The 19,224-nt window shown below is 63.1% G+C and carries 16 protein-coding genes; 7 read left to right on the top strand and 9 right to left on the bottom strand.

The annotated features are described in order from the left end of the window. Window positions 1-7 precede the first annotated feature (7 nt). The 6 genes from GM655_RS01130 to GM655_RS01105 all read right to left on the bottom strand — a co-directional run bounded on the left by GM655_RS01130 (window position 8) and on the right by GM655_RS01105 (window position 7,955). The gene (locus tag GM655_RS01130) at window positions 8-583 is read right to left on the bottom strand and encodes a HutD/Ves family protein (protein WP_155432807.1); all 576 of its coding nucleotides are present in this window, start codon (window positions 581-583) and stop codon (window positions 8-10) included. Beyond that, the gene (locus GM655_RS01125; RefSeq protein ID WP_155432806.1) at window positions 580-1,986 is read right to left on the bottom strand and encodes a formimidoylglutamate deiminase; all 1,407 of its coding nucleotides are present in this window, start codon (window positions 1,984-1,986) and stop codon (window positions 580-582) included. Before GM655_RS01125 ends, GM655_RS01130 begins: the two co-directional genes overlap by 4 nt. Then, window positions 1,983-2,771 (bottom strand): N-formylglutamate deformylase, encoded by a 789-nt coding sequence (hutG, locus tag GM655_RS01120; protein WP_155432805.1) that lies wholly within the window; start codon window positions 2,769-2,771, stop codon window positions 1,983-1,985. The genes GM655_RS01125 and hutG overlap by 4 nt, the downstream gene beginning before the upstream one ends. 13 nt (window positions 2,772-2,784) lie before the next feature. Continuing rightward, the gene (hutH, locus tag GM655_RS01115) at window positions 2,785-4,338 is read right to left on the bottom strand and encodes a histidine ammonia-lyase (protein ID WP_155432804.1); all 1,554 of its coding nucleotides are present in this window, start codon (window positions 4,336-4,338) and stop codon (window positions 2,785-2,787) included. A 21-nt stretch (window positions 4,339-4,359) separates the two neighbouring features. Next, complete coding sequence (hutU, locus tag GM655_RS01110) at window positions 4,360-6,063, bottom strand: urocanate hydratase (RefSeq protein ID WP_155432803.1); 1,704 nt, start codon at window positions 6,061-6,063, stop codon at window positions 4,360-4,362. Window positions 6,064-6,233: 170 nt separating this feature from the next. Continuing rightward, a complete protein-coding gene (locus GM655_RS01105; protein WP_155432802.1) occupies window positions 6,234-7,955 on the bottom strand; it encodes an amidohydrolase in 1,722 nt (573 codons plus the stop codon). A 107-nt stretch (window positions 7,956-8,062) separates the two neighbouring features. Here GM655_RS01105 and msbA point away from each other — a divergent pair, with 107 nt between their 5' ends. Continuing rightward, complete coding sequence (msbA, locus tag GM655_RS01100; RefSeq protein ID WP_371866674.1) at window positions 8,063-9,877, top strand: lipid A export permease/ATP-binding protein MsbA; 1,815 nt, start codon at window positions 8,063-8,065, stop codon at window positions 9,875-9,877. Here the strand turns inward: msbA and GM655_RS01095 are convergent. Further along, entirely contained in the window at window positions 9,874-10,779 is a 906-nt protein-coding gene (locus GM655_RS01095) for a 2OG-Fe(II) oxygenase (protein ID WP_371866673.1), read from the bottom strand. The two genes, msbA and GM655_RS01095, sit on opposite strands and share 4 nt — an antisense overlap. Next, the gene (ada, locus tag GM655_RS01090) at window positions 10,776-11,855 is read right to left on the bottom strand and encodes a bifunctional DNA-binding transcriptional regulator/O6-methylguanine-DNA methyltransferase Ada (RefSeq protein ID WP_155432801.1); all 1,080 of its coding nucleotides are present in this window, start codon (window positions 11,853-11,855) and stop codon (window positions 10,776-10,778) included. The genes GM655_RS01095 and ada overlap by 4 nt, the downstream gene beginning before the upstream one ends. A gap of 185 nt (window positions 11,856-12,040) precedes the next feature. Here ada and hutC point away from each other — a divergent pair, with 185 nt between their 5' ends. The 6 genes from hutC (at window position 12,041) to GM655_RS01060 (ending at window position 18,786) form a co-directional block, all read left to right on the top strand. Further along, a complete protein-coding gene (gene hutC, locus GM655_RS01085) occupies window positions 12,041-12,763 on the top strand; it encodes a histidine utilization transcriptional repressor HutC (protein WP_155432800.1) in 723 nt (240 codons plus the stop codon). A 3-nt stretch (window positions 12,764-12,766) separates the two neighbouring features. Next, window positions 12,767-14,461, top strand: a complete 1,695-nt coding sequence (locus tag GM655_RS01080; RefSeq protein WP_229632325.1) for an ABC transporter substrate-binding protein — start codon at window positions 12,767-12,769, stop codon at window positions 14,459-14,461. Window positions 14,462-14,688: 227 nt separating this feature from the next. Continuing rightward, entirely contained in the window at window positions 14,689-15,015 is a 327-nt protein-coding gene (gene trxA / locus GM655_RS01075; RefSeq protein WP_154375897.1) for a thioredoxin TrxA, read from the top strand. A 128-nt stretch (window positions 15,016-15,143) separates the two neighbouring features. Then, a complete protein-coding gene (rho, locus tag GM655_RS01070; RefSeq protein WP_155432799.1) occupies window positions 15,144-16,406 on the top strand; it encodes a transcription termination factor Rho in 1,263 nt (420 codons plus the stop codon). Window positions 16,407-16,688: 282 nt separating this feature from the next. After that, window positions 16,689-16,958, top strand: coding sequence for a type B 50S ribosomal protein L31 (locus tag GM655_RS01065; RefSeq protein WP_155432798.1), 270 nt, complete (start codon window positions 16,689-16,691; stop codon window positions 16,956-16,958). A 103-nt stretch (window positions 16,959-17,061) separates the two neighbouring features. Continuing rightward, a complete protein-coding gene (locus tag GM655_RS01060; protein WP_155432797.1) occupies window positions 17,062-18,786 on the top strand; it encodes an ArnT family glycosyltransferase in 1,725 nt (574 codons plus the stop codon). A gap of 60 nt (window positions 18,787-18,846) precedes the next feature. Here the strand turns inward: GM655_RS01060 and GM655_RS01055 are convergent, their stop codons facing one another. Next, window positions 18,847-19,218 carry a gel scht gene (locus GM655_RS01055; protein WP_155432796.1) on the bottom strand — a complete coding sequence of 124 codons (372 nt, stop codon included), beginning with the start codon at window positions 19,216-19,218 and terminating at the stop codon, window positions 18,847-18,849. Window positions 19,219-19,224 lie beyond the last annotated feature (6 nt).

The following is a 19,224-nucleotide window of genomic DNA, read 5'->3' as shown; positions in this document are numbered from 1 at the left end:
CAGCTTCCTAGTAATTGATGATATCGACCACGAACACCGTGGCCTGTGCCGCATCCATGGTCCACTCCTGTCCGTCTTCGAGCACCAGCAGGTCGTAGCGCACCATGGCGATGCGCTCGCACTCGCTGCTCAGCGTCAGCCCTTCGCCATCGGCGAGGAACAGCAAGGTGGTGGCAGCGCGGCGCTTGAGCGGCTGGCTGCCACGCACCACCTGCAGTTCCAGCCGGTGGCGGCAGACGCCGCGCCGCGTCATCACATTGAAGTCCGTGGTCACGCCGCCGGCCACCGTGGCATGCACGGCCGCTTCACCTTCGAATTCGATCACCGGCTCGCTGGGGCTCAGCACAAAACGTTCGTCGCCGAAGTCCAGCAGTACGCCATCGCCATCCACCAGCGCCAGTGTGCGGTCTATGCCCGCAAACACGGAAAACGGGCCGCTCTCGGAGATGGTCGCGAGGCTGATGCGCCAGTCGAAGCTATCGAAACCGGCACCGGCTGGCGATACCAGCATTTCGGTGGTGCTGCCGCCGCCGTTCTTCCATGGCGTGGGACGCAGGCTGGCGTACTGGATAAGCTGGCTCATCGAAACTCCCGCAGTTCAGTCAAAGTCTGTTTGAAGCGCGCCGCGATCTCCTGCTGCGCCACGTGCTGGCCACGCTGCACCAGCCAGCGGCCACCGACCATCACATCGCGCACCAGATTGTCGTTGCCGCTGAAGATAAAGCTGCCCAGCACTTCATCGAGCGCCAGCGCGTGCAGGTTCGGATGATCCTCGTCCGGCACCAGCAGATCGGCACGGCGCCCCACTTCCAGCGCGCCCACGGGACGACCACTGGCCTGTGCGCCGCCCTGCAGGGCGCGCTGCCAGAGGAAGTCGCCTACATTGCGCTCGCTGTCCGATACCGCAATATTACGCCGCTGCTGCTGCAAACGCTGGCCATATTCCAGCCAGCGCAGTTCTTCTACGGCGCTTTGCGAAATATGCGAATCGCTGCCCACGCCGAAGCGCCCGCCCAGCGACAGGAATTCTTCCAGCGGGAACAGGCCATCGCCCAGATTGGCTTCCGTGGTGGGGCACAGGCCGGCCACGGCGCCACTGCGCGCCATGCTCTGCACTTCATCCTGCAGCAGATGGGTGGCGTGAATCAGGCACCAGCGCTGGTCAACCTCCACCTGATCATACAGATGCTGCACGGGACGACGGCCACACCAGTCCAGCGCCTGCTGTACTTCGGCCATCTGCTCGGCGATGTGGATGTGGACGGGACGGCTGGCAGGCAGGGCGGCCAGCACAGTATTGATCTGCTGCGCCGTGGCAGCGCGCAAGGAATGGGGCGCCACGCCCACTTCCATCTGGGCGTCGCGCAGCGGTTCCAGCGCTTCGATAATGCGCAGCACATCGGCGGCATCGGTGCGGAAGCGCTGCTGCTCGGGTTTCAACGGGTTCTCGCCAAAGCCGGAATAACTGTACAGCACGGGCAGCATGGTCATGCCTATGCCGGCCAGCCGTGCACCGGCGATCACGCGCTGCGCCGTTTCTGCTGGCTGCGCATACATGCTGCCATCCGGTGCGCGCTGCACATAATGGAACTCGCACAGCGAGGTGTAACCATGGCGCAGACATTCGACAAACAGCTGGGCCGCAATGGCTTCCATCTGCTCGGGCGTGATATTGCGGGCAAAGCGGTACATCAGTTCGCGCCAGGTCCAGAAGCTGTCGCGTCCCGGTCCGGCCTTTTCCGTGCGGCCGCCCAGCGCGCGCTGGAAGCTGTGCGAATGCAGGTTGATCATGCCGGGCAGGACATAGCTCACCACGGGGACGGAACCATCCGCCACCGCTGCGGCAGCATCGGGCGTAATCGCCGTGATGGTGCCCGCCGCATCCCATGCGATCAGCACGTCGTTGCACCAGCCTTGCGGCAGCAGTGCGTGACGGGCAAACAGCTGACTTCCTTGCTGATTCCCTTGCGTATTCAACCCGCTCATGCGCGGCTCCAGTCAGCGGCTGCCTGCAGCATGGAGCGCAGCACGCCCTGCACCTGCACCGCCAGATCGGCGCGGTAGCCATACGGCGCCTGTTCGTCCATATAGGTGGACTGGCACATCTCCAACTGGATAGCATGCACATTCGAAGCGGGACGGCCATAGTGGCGCGTGATATGGCCGCCTTTGAAGCGCCCGTTCACGGCGATGCTGTAGTGTTCCTGCGCCAGCGCCTGTGCCACCACGGCCTCGGACAGGCCCTGCGCGCAACTCTTGCCATCGGCCGTGCCGAAATTCAGATCCGGCAGTTTGCCTTCGAAGAAGCGCGGCACGATGGAAGCGATGGAATGCGCATCCCACAGCACCACGCGGCCATGCAGCGCCAGCAGACGTTCGAGTTCGCTGCGCAACTGGCTGTGATACGGTTGCCAGTAGGCGGCCAGACGACGCTGCACTTCCGCCGGGTCAGGCAGACAGCCTTCGCGGTACAGCGGCTCGCGGTGGAAGGTATCGACGGGGCACAGCCCCGTGGTGTCCTGCCCCGGATACAGATTGCTGTCTTCCGGTGGCCGGTTCAGATCGATCACATAGCGCGACCAGCGTGCCGACAGTGTCGACGCCCCCATCTCGCCGAGGAATTCGTAGAGCTTGACCAGATGCCAGTCGGTGTCCTGACGGTCAGCACCGGCGGCGGTCATCTGCGCCGCGATCTCGTCGGGAATATCGGTGCCCACATGCGGCATGGACACCAGCAAGGGTATGCTGCCTGCATTGAAACGGAAGTCCATGCCGCCTCCCCTGTTAGTGACCCAGCGCTGCGAACAGCGATTTGCACGATGCACTCAGATCACCGCGCAGCACCATGCCTTTGGCCGCTTCGATATCGGGCGCAAAGAAGCGGTCGGCGTCGAAGAACGGTACGCGGCTACGCAGTTGCGCATGCACGTGCTCCAGTTGCGGCGAGGTCTTGAGCGGACGGTGGAAATCGATGCCCTGTGCGCCGGCCAGCAGTTCGATACCGAGGATCACAGCGGTATTGTGCGCCATGTCGTCCAGACGGCGCGCCGCGTAGGTCGCCATGCTGACGTGGTCTTCCTGATTGGCCGAAGTCGGGATGGTATCCACGCTGCCCGGATGCGCCATCGATTTGTTTTCCGACGCCAGCGCCGCCGCCGTCACGTGGGCAATCATGAAGCCCGAATTCACGCCCGGTTCGCGCACGAGGAATGGCGGCAGGCCAGACAACGTCGCATCGATCAGCAGCGCGATGCGGCGCTCCGAAATACTGCCGATTTCGGCGATGGCCAGCGCCAGCGTATCGGCCGCAAAAGCCACCGGCTCGGCATGGAAGTTACCGCCCGAGACCACTACCGACAGCTCGCCATCCTTGAACAGCAGCGGATTGTCGGTCACGGCATTGGCTTCGATCAGCAGCGTGCGTGAGGCATTGGCGATGATGTCGTGACAGGCGCCCATCACCTGTGGCTGGCAGCGCAGGCAGTAGGGGTCCTGCACGCGCTCGTCGCCTACCAGATGGGAGGCGCGGATGGCGCTGTTGCTGACCAGTTCGCGGTAGATGGCCGCAGCAGCGATCTGGCCAGGCTGGCCGCGTACTTCGTGCACGCGCGCGTCGAACGGCGAATCCGAACCTTTGGCAGCGTCCAGCGACAGCGCGCCCGTCACCATGCCAGCTTCCAGCAGACGCTCGGCCATGAACAGGCCATGCAGCGCCAGCGCGGTGGAAACCTGCGTGCCATTGATCAGGGCCAGACCTTCCTTGGCGGCCAGCACCACTGGTGCGATATTGGCTGCTTTGAGCGCATCGACCGCCTGCATGAGCTGGCCGTTGACGCGCACTTCGCCCACGCCCAGCATGGCCAGCGTCATGTGCGACAGCGGCGCCAGATCGCCCGAAGCGCCAACCGAACCCTTGGCCGGAATGGCCGGCATGATGCCGGCGTTGTACAGCGCGATCAGGGTATCGATGATCAGCGGGCGCACGCCGGAGAAGCCGCGCGCCAGACTGCCGATCTTCATCAGCATGATCAGGCGGCAGACGGCATCCGACATCAGCTCGCCCGTGCCCACCGAATGCGACAGGATCAGGTTGCGCTGCAGTTGTTCCAGCTTATCGTCCGGAATGCGGGTTTTGGCCAGCAGACCGAAGCCGGTATTGATACCGTAGGCCGCATCACCTTTGGCGACGATGGCCTGCACGGCCGCCGCCGATGCTTCGATCACAGGATAGGCTTCCGCCGCCAGCGACAGCGGGCCGGCAGCACGCCAGACGGCGCGCAGTTCGTCGAGCGTCAATGCGCCAGGTTTCAGGGTCAGAGCAGTTGCAGAGTGGGTCATATTCAGTATCCGGTTCGGTTCTTAAGGAATCATCGGCAGGTTCAGGCCATTGCGCTTGGCGCAGGCGATCGCCGTTTCGTAGCCAGCATCGGCATGGCGCATCACGCCCGTGCCGCTATCGTTGACCAGCACACGGGCGAGGCGCTTGGCGGCAGCATCCGTGCCGTCGGCCACGATCACCACGCCGGAGTGCTGCGAATAGCCCATGCCCACGCCGCCGCCATGGTGCAGCGACACCCAGGTAGCGCCACCGGCAGTATTCAGCAGTGCGTTCAGCAGCGGCCAGTCGGACACGGCATCCGTACCGTCCTTCATGCTTTCCGTTTCGCGGTTAGGGCTGGCCACGGAACCCGTGTCGAGGTGGTCGCGGCCGATCACCACCGGTGCTTTCAGCTCACCGTTGCGCACCATTTCATTGAAGGCCAGACCGGCGATGTGACGTTCGCCCAGACCCAGCCAGCAGATCCGTGCCGGCAGGCCCTGGAAGGCGATACGTTCGCGCGCCATATCCAGCCAGCGATGTACCTGTGCATGGTGCGGGAACAGTTCCTTGATTTTGGCATCGGTCTTGTAGATATCTTCCGGATCGCCGGACAGCGCCACCCAGCGGAACGGACCACGGCCTTCGCAGAACTGCGGGCGGATATAGGCCGGAACAAAGCCGGGGAAATCGAAGGCGTTTTTCACGCCCTGATCGAAGGCCACCTGACGGATGTTGTTACCGTAGTCGACCACCTTGGCGCCCAGCGTCTGGAAGTCCAGCATGGCCTGCACATGCACGGCACACGCTGCCGCAGCCGCCGCTTTCAGTTCGGCGTGGCGGCCGGCATCCTGCTGCGCGGCCTTCCACTGTTCCACCGTCCAGCCTTGCGGCAGATAGCCGTTGATCAGATCGTGGGCGGAAGTCTGGTCGGTCACCACGTCCGGCACCAGCCCTTGAGCACGCGCACGGCGCACCAGTTCCGGCAGCACGTCGGCGGCATTGCCCAGCAGACCGATGGAAATCGCATCGCCATTGGCCTTGTGCTGGCGTACCAGTTCCAGCGCCTCGTCGATATTCGCAGCCTGTTTGTCCAGATAACGCGTACGCAGACGGAAATCGATGCTGCTCTGCTGGCATTCGATATTCAGCGATACGGCACCGGCCATGGTGGCAGCCAGCGGCTGCGCGCCGCCCATGCCGCCCAGACCGGCCGTGAGTACCCAGCGTCCTTTCAGATCGCCACCGAAATGCTGGCGCCCTGCTTCGGCAAAAGTTTCGAACGTGCCCTGCACGATGCCCTGCGTGCCGATGTAGATCCAGCTACCGGCCGTCATCTGGCCGTACATGAACAGGCCCTTGCGATCGAGTTCGTTGAAGTGTTCCCAGTTGGCCCACTTTGGCACCAGATTGGAATTGGCGATCAGCACGCGCGGCGCATCTTCGTGAGTCTGGAACACGCCCACCGGCTTGCCGGACTGGATCAGCAAGGTCTGGTTGTCTTCCAGTTCGCGCAGCGAGGCCAGAATCTGGTCATAGCAAGCCCAGTTGCGGGCCGCGCGGCCGATACCGCCATACACCACCAGATGTTTAGGATTTTCCGCCACTTCCGCATCCAGATTATTCTGGATCATGCGATAGGCCGCCTCGGCGCCCCAGTTCTTGCAGGTGCGCTCGGCACCGCGCGGGGCGCGGATTTCACGGCTGGCGTCAAAACGGGGATCGCTGTCTAAATGGCTGGTCATGCTGGCTCCTGTTCGGTTGAGTGGGGGCTGGCAACTGCCGCATCCGCACCACCTGCACAAAAATCAGGCAGGTACGGACGCGCAAAACCAGCGCTTCGTCACAGCATAAGTTGTATATACAACCGAGTCAACCGATTTTTCAGGGGCAGGCGGGCCGCCTGCGCTGCGCCCTACTGGCGCTTGTACACGCGCTTACCACCCATCCACGTCTGCAGCACCTGCGTCTTGCCGATCTGCTCAGACGGCACCTTGAACAGGTCGCGGTCGATCAGGATGAAATCGGCCCATTTACCAGGTTCCAGCGAACCGATCACGTTTTCCTGATGGGCCGCATAAGCCGCATCGAGCGTAAAGCAGCGCAGCGCTTCGGTCAGCGTCATGGCCTGATTTTTATACCAGCCACCGGCCGGCTGACCGGCATTGTTCTGCCGCGTTACGGCCGCATGCAGGCCTTCGAACGGATTCGGCGACTCGACGGGGAAATCGGAACCGCAAGCGATGCGCGAACCCTGATCGAGGAAGGTGCGCCACGCGTAGGCGCCCTTGATGCGTTCGGAGCCCACGCGCTGTTCGGCCATATTCTGGTCGGAAGTGGCATGGGTAGGCTGCATGGACGGAATCACGCCCAGCGTCTTGAAGCGGGGGATATCCTCCGGCGTGACCACCTGCGCGTGTTCGATGCGGTGGCGTAGCCCTACCGCGTTATATTTGGGGATCAACTGGGCATAGGCATCGAGTATCTGGCGGTTGCCGGCGTCGCCGATGGCATGCACATTCACCTGATAGCCGGCCTTCATGGCCTTGTTCATCTTGGCCAGCATTTCGGCCGGCGGGTAGAACAGCAGCCCCTTGGTCGACGGCATATCCGAGTACGGCGCCAGCAAGGCCGCGCCGCGGCTGCCCAGCGCGCCATCGGAATACAGTTTGACGGAAGCCAGCGCATACACGTCGTTGCCATAGGAATGCAGCGGACCATCCTTGGCCAGCTCGTCGAAATCGGCGCCCGTGTCGCCTATCATGGCGTAGACGCGCGTGGTCAGCTTGCCGTGATCGGCATAGTCGCGGTACAGATCATCCTGCGCTACCTTGATGCCGGCATCGTGCACACTGGTCAGCCCCATCTTCGCCAATATCGCCAGCGCATTATCGAGCATGCTGCGCGCTTCGGCCGGCGTTGCCAGCGGCACCACCTTCTCCACCAGCTCCATGGCGGCATCGACCAGCACACCGGTCGGGCGGCCGGCAGCGTCACGTTCTATCTTGCCGCCTTTCGGGTCCGGTGTATCGCGGCTCACGCCGGCCATTTCCAGCGCTTTGGTGTTGACCCAGATGGCGTGGCCATCCACGCGGTGCAGCAGCACGGGCCGGTCGTTGACCTGCGCGTCGAGTTCCGCCGCCGTGGGGAAGCGCCCCAGTTTCCAGTTTTCCTGATTCCAGCCGCGCCCTATCACCCAGGCTTTGCGCGGATGGGCGCGGGCAAATTCGGCCACCGTGCGCACGGCACCACCAACGGACGTGGCATTGAACAGCTCCACGCCGGAGGCGATTTCGCCCAGCCCGAACACGTGGCCGTGTGCGTCGATCAAGCCCGGCAGCAGGGTTTTGCCCTGCGCATCGATGTGCTCCGCCTTGGGCAGACGCGCCGCTGTATCCTTTTCGCTACCCACCGCCACGATCTTGCCCAGATCATCGAAGGCCAGCGACGTGAAGCGCTGCAGCGTACCGTCGGCCGTCAGCGTATAGCCGTTGGCGCGGTCGATGATGGTGTCGGCCTGCGCCAGTGGCGCCACGGCGGCCAGTCCAGCCGCCAGACCTGCGGCCAGCAGGGTAGTGGTACTAGCCTGACGAACGACGCCAGCCAGGGGGGCGGGCGAGAAAACGGTAGTGCGCATCGATACTCTCCATTCCGGAACCTAGTACCAGAGTGTAGCGAAGTTTAGGCCGGGGTCAATCAAACTCTGGTTACAATGTCGGATTCGCCGCTCTCTCACCACAACCCGTGTCCAGCCGATTACTCTATTTACGTCTGCTCCAGCAGTTCCGCCCCTATCTGTGGATCGCTGGCGTGACCCTGATCGCCGTCGCTCTGGCTGCCGCCGCCGACGTACTGCTGATCCGCCAGTTACAGAACGTGGTCGATGCGCTCGCCCCTAGCCATAGCCTGCTGCCGGCCCGCCCCGCTACCGGCCTGCTGGCCGACATGCAGGCATGGCTGGGCCGTCTGCTGCCGCACAACCCCGCCCACGCCACGCTGTGGGCCATTCCCGCCGTGATACTGGCACTGGCCATCATGCGCATGGTGTCCAGCTTTGCCGCCGAATACGGCGCCGCATGGCTGAGCAGCCGGGTGCAGGCCAATCTGCGCGAAGTCATGTTCGCCCGCATCATGCGTCTGCCGAACGGCTATTTCGACCAGTCCTCCACCGGCACCACGCTGTCGCGCGTCGCCTTCGATGCGGCGCAGGTGGCGCAGGCCGTCATCACCGTGGTCAACGTGGCCATGCGCGACAGCGTCGCCACCATCGGTTATCTGACCACACTGTTCATCATCGACTGGCAACTGGCGCTGTTCTGTCTGGGCCTGCTGCCACTGGTGGCCGCCATCGTGACGTTTGCGGGCCGGCGCATGCGCCACCTGAGCAAGAGCGCGCAAGCGGCCATGGGCGAGCTGACCAATGTGCTGGACGAGAGCATCAGCGGCCAGCGCGTGGTCAAGATTTTCGGCGGCCAGCACTATGAACAGCAGCGATTCGACAGCGTGGTCAAGCTGAACCGCCAATTGGCCGTCAAGCACGCGGCCACGTCGGCGCTCAACTCCGGCATTATCATGCTGCTGATCGGGATTACCCTGTCCTCGGTGATCTATTTTGCCCTGCTGCGCGCGCAGGCCGGTGCGCTCTCGCCCGGCGCCTTCGTGGCCTTCATGTCCTCGCTGATGGCGATGCAGTCGCCCATCAAGAACCTCACCAAGATCAACGAACCTATGCAACGCGGCATGGCTGCCGCCGAATCCGTGTTCGGCCTGATCGATACCGAAGCGGAAGCCGATCAGGGCACACGCCAGATCGAACGGGCGGCCGGCCATTTGCAACTGGATCAGGTCAGCTTCTGCTACAGCAGCGATGCCGATGCCAGGCCTGCGCTCGATCGCGTTTCGCTCGATATCGCCGCCGGTGAAACAGTGGCACTGGTGGGCAGCTCCGGCAGCGGCAAGACCACGCTGGCCGGCCTGCTGCCGCGCTTCTACGATGTCAGCGGTGGCAGCATCCGCCTCGACGGCGTCGACCTGCGCGACTACACCATGGCCTCGCTGCGCAGCCAGATCGCGCTGGTCAGTCAGGATGTGGTGCTGTTCAACGATACGCTGGCAGCCAACATCGCCTATGGCGATCCGGCCCCTTCGCAGCAGCGCATCGAAGCGGCGGCACGCGCGGCCCATGCACACGAATTCATCGCCCGCCAGCCCGAGGGCTATCAGACGTCGGTGGGTGAAAACGGTTTACGCCTGTCCGGCGGCCAGCGCCAGCGGCTGGCAATTGCCCGTGCGCTGTACAAGAATGCGCCTATCCTGATTCTGGACGAAGCCACCAGCGCGCTCGATACGGAATCGGAACGGCTGGTGCAGGCCGCGCTGGAAGTGCTGATGCAGGGCCGCACCACGGTGGTGATTGCCCACCGCCTGTCCACGATTGAAAATGCCGACCGCATCGTGGTGCTCGATGGTGGCCGCATCGCCGAAGTGGGCAGCCATGCGGAACTGCTGGGCCACAACGGCATCTACGCCCGTCTGTACCAGACCCAGAAAAGCGTTTAGGTCGCGTCGTGAAAAATAATCCCTAGCGTGTACCGGCGGCCGCTACGCAGCCGGCTCACGCCATGGCGCATGTGCACGCGGTACACCCCGCGTCCTGTCGAACTCTGTGCGGGACGCTGATCGACCGGGAAGATCACCAGATCACCACACTGCCACGGCACCACTTCCACCCGCGACTGCATGCGCGGACGCTGCTCTGTGAGTACCAGCTCGCCCCCTGCGAAATCCCGTCCCGGCTCGCTTAGGAGGATGGCTGCCTGTAATGGGAACACCTGCTCGCCATACAAATCCTGATGCAGGCAGTTGTAATCGCCGGCCTGATACTGCAGCAGCAAAGGTGTAGGGCGCTGCTGGCCCGCCGCGTGGCAGCGCGCCAGAAACTCCGTATGCTCGACAGGGAAACGGCTGTCCACACCCAGCAGTTCATGCCAGCGGTTGGCGATCTGCGCCAGCGGGCCATATAGCGACTGGCGCAAGGCCACCACCATGGACGGCAGCGGATAGCGGAAATACTGGTATTCGCCGCTGCCAAAGCCGTGCTGCGCCATCACCACGCGGCTGCGGAACAGTTCCGGCTGGGCGTACTGCGCTGCCATCGCGCGGCACTCTTCTGCCGTCAGCATGCCGGGCACGCAGGCATAGCCGTGGCTCAGCAATTCATCTTCGATGGCCTGCCAATCCAGCCCCGCCACATGCACGGCAATGCCGGCCGCCGCGCCCACGCCACGGCGCGCCTGATTTTGCGCCTGCGCCTGAGCATGTGCCTGATTCTGCGCCTGCCCCTGCGCTTGAGCTTGAGCGGGCTCTGATTGCACCACATCCGCGGCCACGCTCAGGGGCACCACCTTGCGCGGCGCGCGTGGCGCGGCTCCGGCGGCAAAATCCAGTTCGCCATTTTTCACTGCTGGGCCTCCCGTTCCAGTAACTGGGCTTTACGTTCCACACCCCAGCGATAGCCGGAGATGCTGCCATCATTGCGCACTACGCGGTGGCAGGGTATCGCCACGGCCAGTGCATTGGCGGCGCAAGCGCTGGCCACGGCACGCGCACCGCGCGGCAAGCCTACGCGCTGCGCCAGTTCGGCGTAGCTGACCGTTTGCCCGGCCGGTATTTCGCGCAGCACCTGCCAGACGCGCTGCTGGAACGCCGTGCCGCGCACATCGAGCGGCAAGTCCAGACCCAGCGAAGGCTGCTCCACCATGCCAACCACGCGCGCCACCACCTGTTCATAATCGGCGTCGGCACCCAGCAGCTCGGCCGCGGGGAAGCGGTCCTGCAAATCGCGCAGCAGAAAATCCGGATCATCATCGATCAGAATCGCGCAGATGCCCTGCTCCGTGCTGGCCACCAGTATCGCCCCCAGCGAGCACTGGGCAATGGCGAAGCGGATCTGGCTACCACGTCCGCCAGCGCGGTAAGCACCGGGCGTCATGCCCAGCACGGCCGGCGACTGCGCATAGAAACGGCCGCTCGAGTTGTAGCCGGCCGCGTACATGGCATCCGTCACGCTGGTGGCGGCGCCCAGTTCCTGCTGCACCCGCCGTGCGCGCTCGGCGCTGGCATAGGCTTTCGGTGTAATCCCCGTCACAGCTTTAAAGATGCGGTGGAAGTGGAAGCGCGACAGGCCCACGGCCGCCGCAAGTACATCAAGTTCCGGTGGCGTATCGGCCTGTTCGATCAGGCGGCAGGCCTGTGCCACCAAGGCCGCCTGCCGTTCGGCCAGCGGCGGCTGATCCGGCTTGCAGCGCAGACAGGGGCGAAACCCGGCCGCTTCCGCATCTTCGCGGCTGGCATGGAAGGCCACGTTCTGGCGCAAGGCGGGACGCGCGCCGCACGAGGGCCGGCAGTACACGCCCGTGCTGCGCACGGAATACCAGAATATGCCGTCGGCCGCGCCATCGCGCTGCTGCACGGCGGCCCAGCGCTGCGCCTCGCTCTGGTAGGCGGCGGCGCTGCTGTGCTTTGCTGTCTTGCCCATGTGGGACTCCCGCTTCGGATAAGGTAGGTCACCAGCTTATCCGGCGCCGCGCAGCGTCGCACTCCGGCGCTTGCTTTTGAATTGTACGCTGCTGCCACAAAAATTCACAAAGATGCTCAACTAGCAATCAGCCAATGCTAGAATGAAATGCAGCGCGCCAGTCCGGCGCCCCTCGGAGAAGCCGTTTGGAAGCCGTAGCACAGTCAGAAAATACCCCGATATTCCAGCGTATCAAGGACTATCTGCTTTCCCAGATCGCCAACGGCACCTGGAAGGAAGGCGATGTGATCCCTTCCGAGCAAGCGCTGGTCAAGCAGTTCGGGGTATCGCGCATGACCGTCAACCGCGCCGTGCGCGAACTCACTACCGAGCAAGTGCTCACGCGCCGTCAAGGCTCCGGCACCTACGTGGCGCAGCAGAAGGTGCAAGCCACGCTGGTGGAAATCCGCTCCATCGCCGATGAAATCCGCGCCCGTGGCCACGCCCACCGCAGCAGCCTGCAGCAACTCGAACGCAGCAAGGCCAGCGAACTGCTGGCGCGCCAGTTCGATCTGCCGGTTGGCCATCCGCTGTTCCATTCAGTGATCGTGCATTTCGAGAACGGTGTGCCGATACAGGTGGAAGACCGCTGGGCCAACCCCAAGCTGGCGCCCGACTACATGGAGCAGGATTACGCCAGCATCACGCCGAACGAATACCTGATGCGTGCCGCCCCGTTGCAGGACGCTACCTACAGCATCGAAGCGCTGCCCGCCCCGCGCGATGTGGCCGACATGCTGGCCATCGATACGCGCCAGCCCTGTCTGGTGCTGCGTCGCCAGACCCGCTCGAATGGTCAGGTGGCTTCGCTGGCGACCATGTGGCATCCCGGTCATCGCTACCAGTTTGCCGGCAGCGTAGGCTACTAGCCGATGATGACTATGCGCCGCTATCTGCTCCTGCCGCTGCGACGCATACCCGTTTTCATGGCGCACTGGCGTCTGAGCTTGACATTCAGTCTGAGTCTGTTACTAGGTCTGTTTGCAGCGGCCAGCAGTCGCGCGGCCCCGGCGCTCGAAACCGTCACCATCCAGCTCAAGTGGCTGCACCAGTTCCAGTTTGCCGGCTATTACGCGGCGCAGGATCAGGGCTATTACCGCGCGGCGGGGCTGGACGTCAAACTGCTGGAAGCGCGTCCCGGCCACGACAGCTTGCAAGCGGTGATGCAGGGCGAAGCCCAGTACGGCATTGGCAACACCGCCCTGCTGGCCGCCCGTGCACGCGGCCTGCCCGTGGTGGTACTGGCCTCGCTGTACCAGCACTCCGCCGCCGCCTTGCTGGTGCGACGCGACGCGGGCGGCAAGCCCCATCTGGGCCCGAACAGCCGCATCATGCTGGCACCGAACAATGAAGAACTGGCGCTGTTCCTGCGCAAGCACGGCGTGCCGACCGAATCGCTGCTGCCGGTGGCGCACAACTTCAGCTACGACGATCTGCTTGATGGCCGCGTCGATGCGATGTCCATCTACACCACGGAAGCGCCCTACATCCTCGAGCACAGCAGCCTGGGCTACCAGATCCTGTCGCCGCGCTCACAGGGCGACGATTTCTATGGCGATGTGCTGTACACCACCGAAAGCGAACTGCGCGACCACCCGCAGCGTGCCGCCGCCCTGCGTGCCGCCACGTTGCGCGGCTGGGCCTACGCCATGCAGCATCCGGATGAACTGGTTGATCTGATCCGCGCGCGCTATCCGCAGCGCCACAGCCGCGAACACCTGCTGTACGAAGCCCAGCACATCGTGCCGCTGCTGGCACAGGACAGCATAGAACTGGGCTATAGCGATCCCCTGCGCTGGCAGGCGATCGCCAGCAGCTATATGGCGCAGGGCATGCTGCCGGAAGATTTCAAGCTCGATGGTTTCCTGTATCAGCCGGAGCAGCAGCAAGGCTGGCGCCGCCATTTGCCCGTGCTGCTGCCGGTGCTGGTACTGCTGCTGATCGCCGCACTGTTATGGCGTTTGCGCCATCGCCTGCTGCCTGCACATCAGCCATCCCACGACGAGCTGCCGCTGAACGACACCGCCACGCCGCCGGACAGCAGCAGTGCCGCCCCCCCGGCCACCGCAGCCACCACAACCAGTAACGGCGTGCATGCCGACGCCGTCAGCCAGCGCACGCTGCAAGACGCCGGCGCCGATGCCTTGCTGCTACTCGATCCGGACGGCAAAATCCGCGCTGCCAATCCGCGCGCCCAGCAGCTACTGGCGCAGGCCATGCCGCCGGCCGGACAGCTATGCTGGCCCGCCCTGCGCGCCGACGGCAGCCCCTATGACGCCAGCAACCACCCGCTGCAACTGGCGCTGGTCACTGCCGCTCCCGTCACCGACGCCATCATCGGCCTGCCGACACCTAGCGGCAGCGTGCTGTGGCTGCTGGCCAATATCGAGCCGGTGGCCGATGACCGCCGCGCTGTCAGCGCACTGGCCGTCAGCCTGCGAGCGGCACCGGCCGCAGCGCGCGCGGCCAGCCCCGCCAACACTGCAGCGACGCCGTCCGGCCCGCCGCACGCTGGCGCGAGTACGCCATCGCCAAACAGCGCACCGCAAGCCCCTGCCGACCACTAGCCGGGCAAAAATTTCCGCCCCTGCGACAATTTGCCGCACATTTTTAAAAAATGGGTTATTATTTCTGCCATCCCCGCCTGCCGATCTTGTTGCCATCCCCTCTAGCACATTGAATTCGCGCATTTGGTCCCCATGTGCTGCCCACTAGGCAACCCTGATGACCTTGCAGACAACGTGGCATAATCCCCAGGCGTTATTCATCCCACAGAACCTCGAATGAGGAATATATGAGCGAAAATATCAAACACATTACCGATGCATCCTTTGAAGCCGACGTACTGAAGTCCGACCGCCCTGTGCTGGTAGACTTCTGGGCTGAATGGTGCGGTCCTTGCAAGAGCATCGCCCCGATCCTGGAAGAAGTGGCCAAGGAATACGACGGCAAGCTGACCATCGCCAAGCTGGACGTAGATTCCAACCAGGCTGTGCCAGCCAAGTTCGGCATCCGTGGCATTCCTACCCTGATTCTGTTCAAAAACGGTGTAGCCGCTGCCCAGAAAGTTGGCGCAATGGCAAAAGGTCAACTGACCTCTTTCATCGACAGCAATATCTAAGTAAAATATCTGCAGAGCCGCTGCGGCGGCCGCACGGACGACGTTGCGCTCGCAACGTCGCCTTCTAAACAACACCACGTCGTTCCCTCCCCTACCTTTACTTTCCCGTCACGGGACACTCAACAACTATGCATTTATCTGAATTAAAGGCCTTACACGTCTCGGCATTGCTCGAGATGGCCATCGGTCTTGATATCGACAACGCCGCCCGGCTGCGCAAACAGGAGCTGATGTTCGCGATCCTGAAGAAGCGCGCCAAGGCTGGCGAACAGATCTTCGGCGACGGCGCTCTGGAAGTGCTGCCCGACGGTTTCGGTTTCCTGCGCTCGCCCGACGCCAGCTACATGGCTTCGACCGACGACATCTATATCTCGCCTTCGCAAATCCGTCGCTTCAACCTGCACACGGGTGATTCGATCGAAGGTGAAGTACGTACCCCGAAAGACGGCGAACGCTATTTCGCGCTGGTCAAGGTGGACAAGGTCAATGGCGAATCGCCGGAAGCATCGAAACACCGCATATTGTTCGAGAACCTGACGCCGCTGCACCCGAACGAGCCGCTGCGTCTGGAACGTGACATCAACGGTACGGAAAATATCACCGGCCGTATCGTCGATCTGATTTCGCCTATCGGCAAAGGCCAGCGCGGCCTGCTGGTGGCCTCGCCAAAATCCGGCAAGTCCGTAATGCTGCAGCACATCGCCCACGCGATCACGGCCAACCATCCGGATGTGACGCTGATCGTGCTGCTGATCGACGAACGTCCGGAAGAAGTGACGGAAATGCAACGCTCGGTGCGCGGCGAAGTGGTCGCCTCCACCTTCGACGAACCGGCCACCCGCCACGTGCAGGTTGCCGAGATGGTGCTGGAAAAAGCCAAGCGTCTGGTCGAAATGAAAAAAGACGTGGTGATTCTGCTCGACTCGATCACCCGTCTGGCGCGTGCCTACAACACCGTGATCCCGGCTTCCGGCAAGGTACTGACCGGTGGTGTGGATGCCAACGCGCTGCAGCGTCCTAAGCGCTTCTTCGGCGCCGCCCGTAACATCGAAGAAGGCGGTTCGCTGACCATCATCGCCACCGCGCTGATCGAAACCGGTTCGCGTATGGATGACGTGATCTACGAAGAATTCAAGGGTACCGGCAATATGGAGGTGCACCTCGAGCGCCGTCTGGCCGAGAAACGCGTGTATCCGGCCATCAACCTGAACAAATCGGGTACGCGCCGCGAAGAACTGCTGATCAAGCCTGACCAGTTGCAGAAGATCTGGATTCTGCGCAAGTTGCTGTACTCGATGGACGAGATCGAAGCGATGGAGTTCATCCTCGACAAGATGAAGGCCACCAAGAACAACGGTGAGTTCTTCGACATGATGCGTCGCGGCGGCTAAAGCCGCAATGCCGCCAAGGAACCTTGCCCTGCAGGGCAAGGCCGTTCCGCAGGCGCACGGCGATGCCGCGCGAAACCCCTGCTACACCGGCGCGACGGCTAACTAGCCCCTCCCATCATGCCCGTCGGCCCCTTGCCACGCAAACCGTGGCAAGGGGCCGATTTTCTTGTATAATACGCGACCGTATTATTTTTTAAATCAGGCAAGTGAGCGGCAATCGGGTCAAGAAGCAGTAGCGACCGACGAAGTGCTGTTTGGCTACCTACTCTATCGAGAGCAATTATGAAACCAGAAGGCCACCCAGAGTACCGCGAAGTTGTGTTCCACGACCTGTCGTGCGATTTCAAATTCGTTACCCGTTCGACCATCCAGACCCGTGAAACCATTGAGCACAACGGCAAAGAATACCCACTGGTAAAGATCGAGGTTTCGGCTGAATCGCACCCGTTCTACACCGGTAAGCACAAGATCGTCGACACCGCTGGTCGCGTGGAAAAATTCCGTCAGAAATTTGGTTCCGTTGGTTCCAAAACTGCCGTCGCAGCAGGCTAATCCAGCCGCTACGTCAGAAAAAGCAGCCTCTGGCTGCTTTTTTTGTTTCTAGCCTCCGGCGTTTCCTTCATACTCGCATACTATCTCACTCGACTACTGATCAATGAAGCCAGTCCGTCTTCCTGCCGCCGCCACGCTGGCCCTGCCGCGCTGGGCCCTGTTTGCCCTCGGCCTGCTCTACATTCTGCCCGGCCTGATCGGACGCGAACCGTGGAAGAACGACGACGCTGCCAGCTTCGGCATCATGTGGACCATGGCGCACGGTAGCTGGCAGGACTGGCTGTGGCCGAATATCGCCGGCCTGTCCATGCCGGAAGAAGGCCCGCTGGCCTTCTGGCTGGGTGCACTCGGTATCAAGCTGTTCGGGCCGCTGCTGGGCGACGTGCTCGCGGCACGCGTCGGCACCATCGCCATCTTCCTGCTCGGTGTACTGTCACTGTGGTACGCCACCTTCAATCTGGGCCGCCGCCAGGACGCCCAGCCGCTGCGACTGGCGTTTGGCGGCCAGCCCGAACCGAATGACTTCGGCCGCACGCTGGCCGATGCGGCCGTACTGATCTATCTTGGCTGTCTGGGCCTGCTGCTGCACAGCCATGAAACCACTGCGGAAGCACTGCAGGTATCGCTGGTCGCCCTGCTGCTGTACCGCACCGTACGCTATGCGGAAGCGCCTTCGCTGCGCAATGCCGCCCTGAGCGGGCTGGCGGTCGGCCTGCTCACGTTGACGCGCGGCTGGATCACGCCCGTGTTCCTCATGCTGGCCCTGTTTGCCTGCACCCGCTGGCTCGACCAGCCCGCCATCCGCGCCGTGCGCGATCTGGCCGTGACGCTGGCCGTGGGCGCCGCCGTGGCCGCCGTGTGGCTGCTGCCGGCACAATTGCTGCAACCGTATGACCAGCAGCCGCTGCTGGCCTGGCTGGGCTGGAATCTGCTCCAGCTAGACCTGCCAAGTGTGTTATCGGTCAAATTCTTCCTGCGCGTGGGCACCTGGTTCTACTGGCCAGCCTGGCCGTTTGCCGGCTGGGCCGTGTGGGCCTGGCGGCGCCAGCGCCGCGCCCTGCACATCGTCGTGCCGCTGGCCTTCGTCACCATGGGCATGCTGTTGACCCTGTTCCACCCGCTGCCCGAACAGAGCCAGCTGCTGGTGCTGCTGCCGCCGCTGGCCATCATGGCTGCGTTCGGCCTGCTGACCATGAAACGGGGCGCCATCAACGCGATCGACTGGTTCTCGGTAATGGCGCTGACGCTGTGCGCCGCCATCATCTGGATTTTCTGGTTTGCCAAGCTGACGGGCTGGCCGCCGAAAGCGGCCAAGAACGCGCTGAAACTGGTGCCCGGCTTTACGCCAGAACTGGGCTGGATCGCCCTGCTGGTCGCGCTGGCCGCTACCGCTGGCTGGTTCGTACTGGTGCACTGGCGCATTTCGCGCCAGCCGGCCGTGCTGTGGCGCGCCGTCGTGCTATCGTCGGGCGGCCTGATCCTGATCTGGATACTGCTGATGACGCTGTTCCTGCCGGACGTCAACTACTCGAAGAGCTACGCGACGGTGGCGCGCCAGATCGCGCAAAAAATCCCCGCTGGCGCAGGCTGCATTGCCACCAACGTGGGGCCGGCCCAGCGCGCCTCGTTTGCCTATTACGCGGCATTGCCGTTTGAAAGCGTGCGCGAACAGCGCTGCGATCTGCTGCTGTTACAGGACAGCGTACGGGTCAAGGACGAGCATGAGATTCTGCCGCAGTACCGGGGCAAGCAGTGGCAATTACTGTGGGAAGGACGGCGCGCAGCGGATCGCGAAGAGCGCTTCCGCCTGTACCGCCGGGCCGACTAGGCCGTACTCTGAAGAGAACAGGATGGCGCGCCCAGTGGACGCGCCTGCCCCTCGTGGTACTTAGCGGCGTGCCAGCACCATGGCCTTGGCGGGTGCTTCCGCCATCGGCAGCAGGCCGAAGTTAGCGACTGCCACGGTTTCATTATCGTCACGGAATTCGAACTCCGTGCCGGCATCGCTCTTGAAACGGTCTTTGGCCACAGGGAAGATTTCTACTCGCGAGCCACGGTCCACCTGCACGAAGATACGCGTCAAATTGGTGGTAAATTTCATGGTCTGTCCGTTACTCAGGGCGAAGGACTGTTCCAGGTCATACAGTTCCTGCTGGTTCAGGTGGTAGCCGGGGGTAGGTTTCACCTGCACCATCACATCGGCGGCGTGGGCGGCGCCCAGAGTAAGCGTGGCGACTAGGGCGGCAATCAGGGTTTTCATGGTGTG

It is taken from the genome of Pseudoduganella danionis (assembly GCF_009720775.1).
Classification (GTDB): domain Bacteria; phylum Pseudomonadota; class Gammaproteobacteria; order Burkholderiales; family Burkholderiaceae_D; genus Rugamonas; species Rugamonas danionis.
Note: the sequence above shows the minus strand (reverse complement) of the source record. Positions and strands in the feature narration are given on the sequence as shown.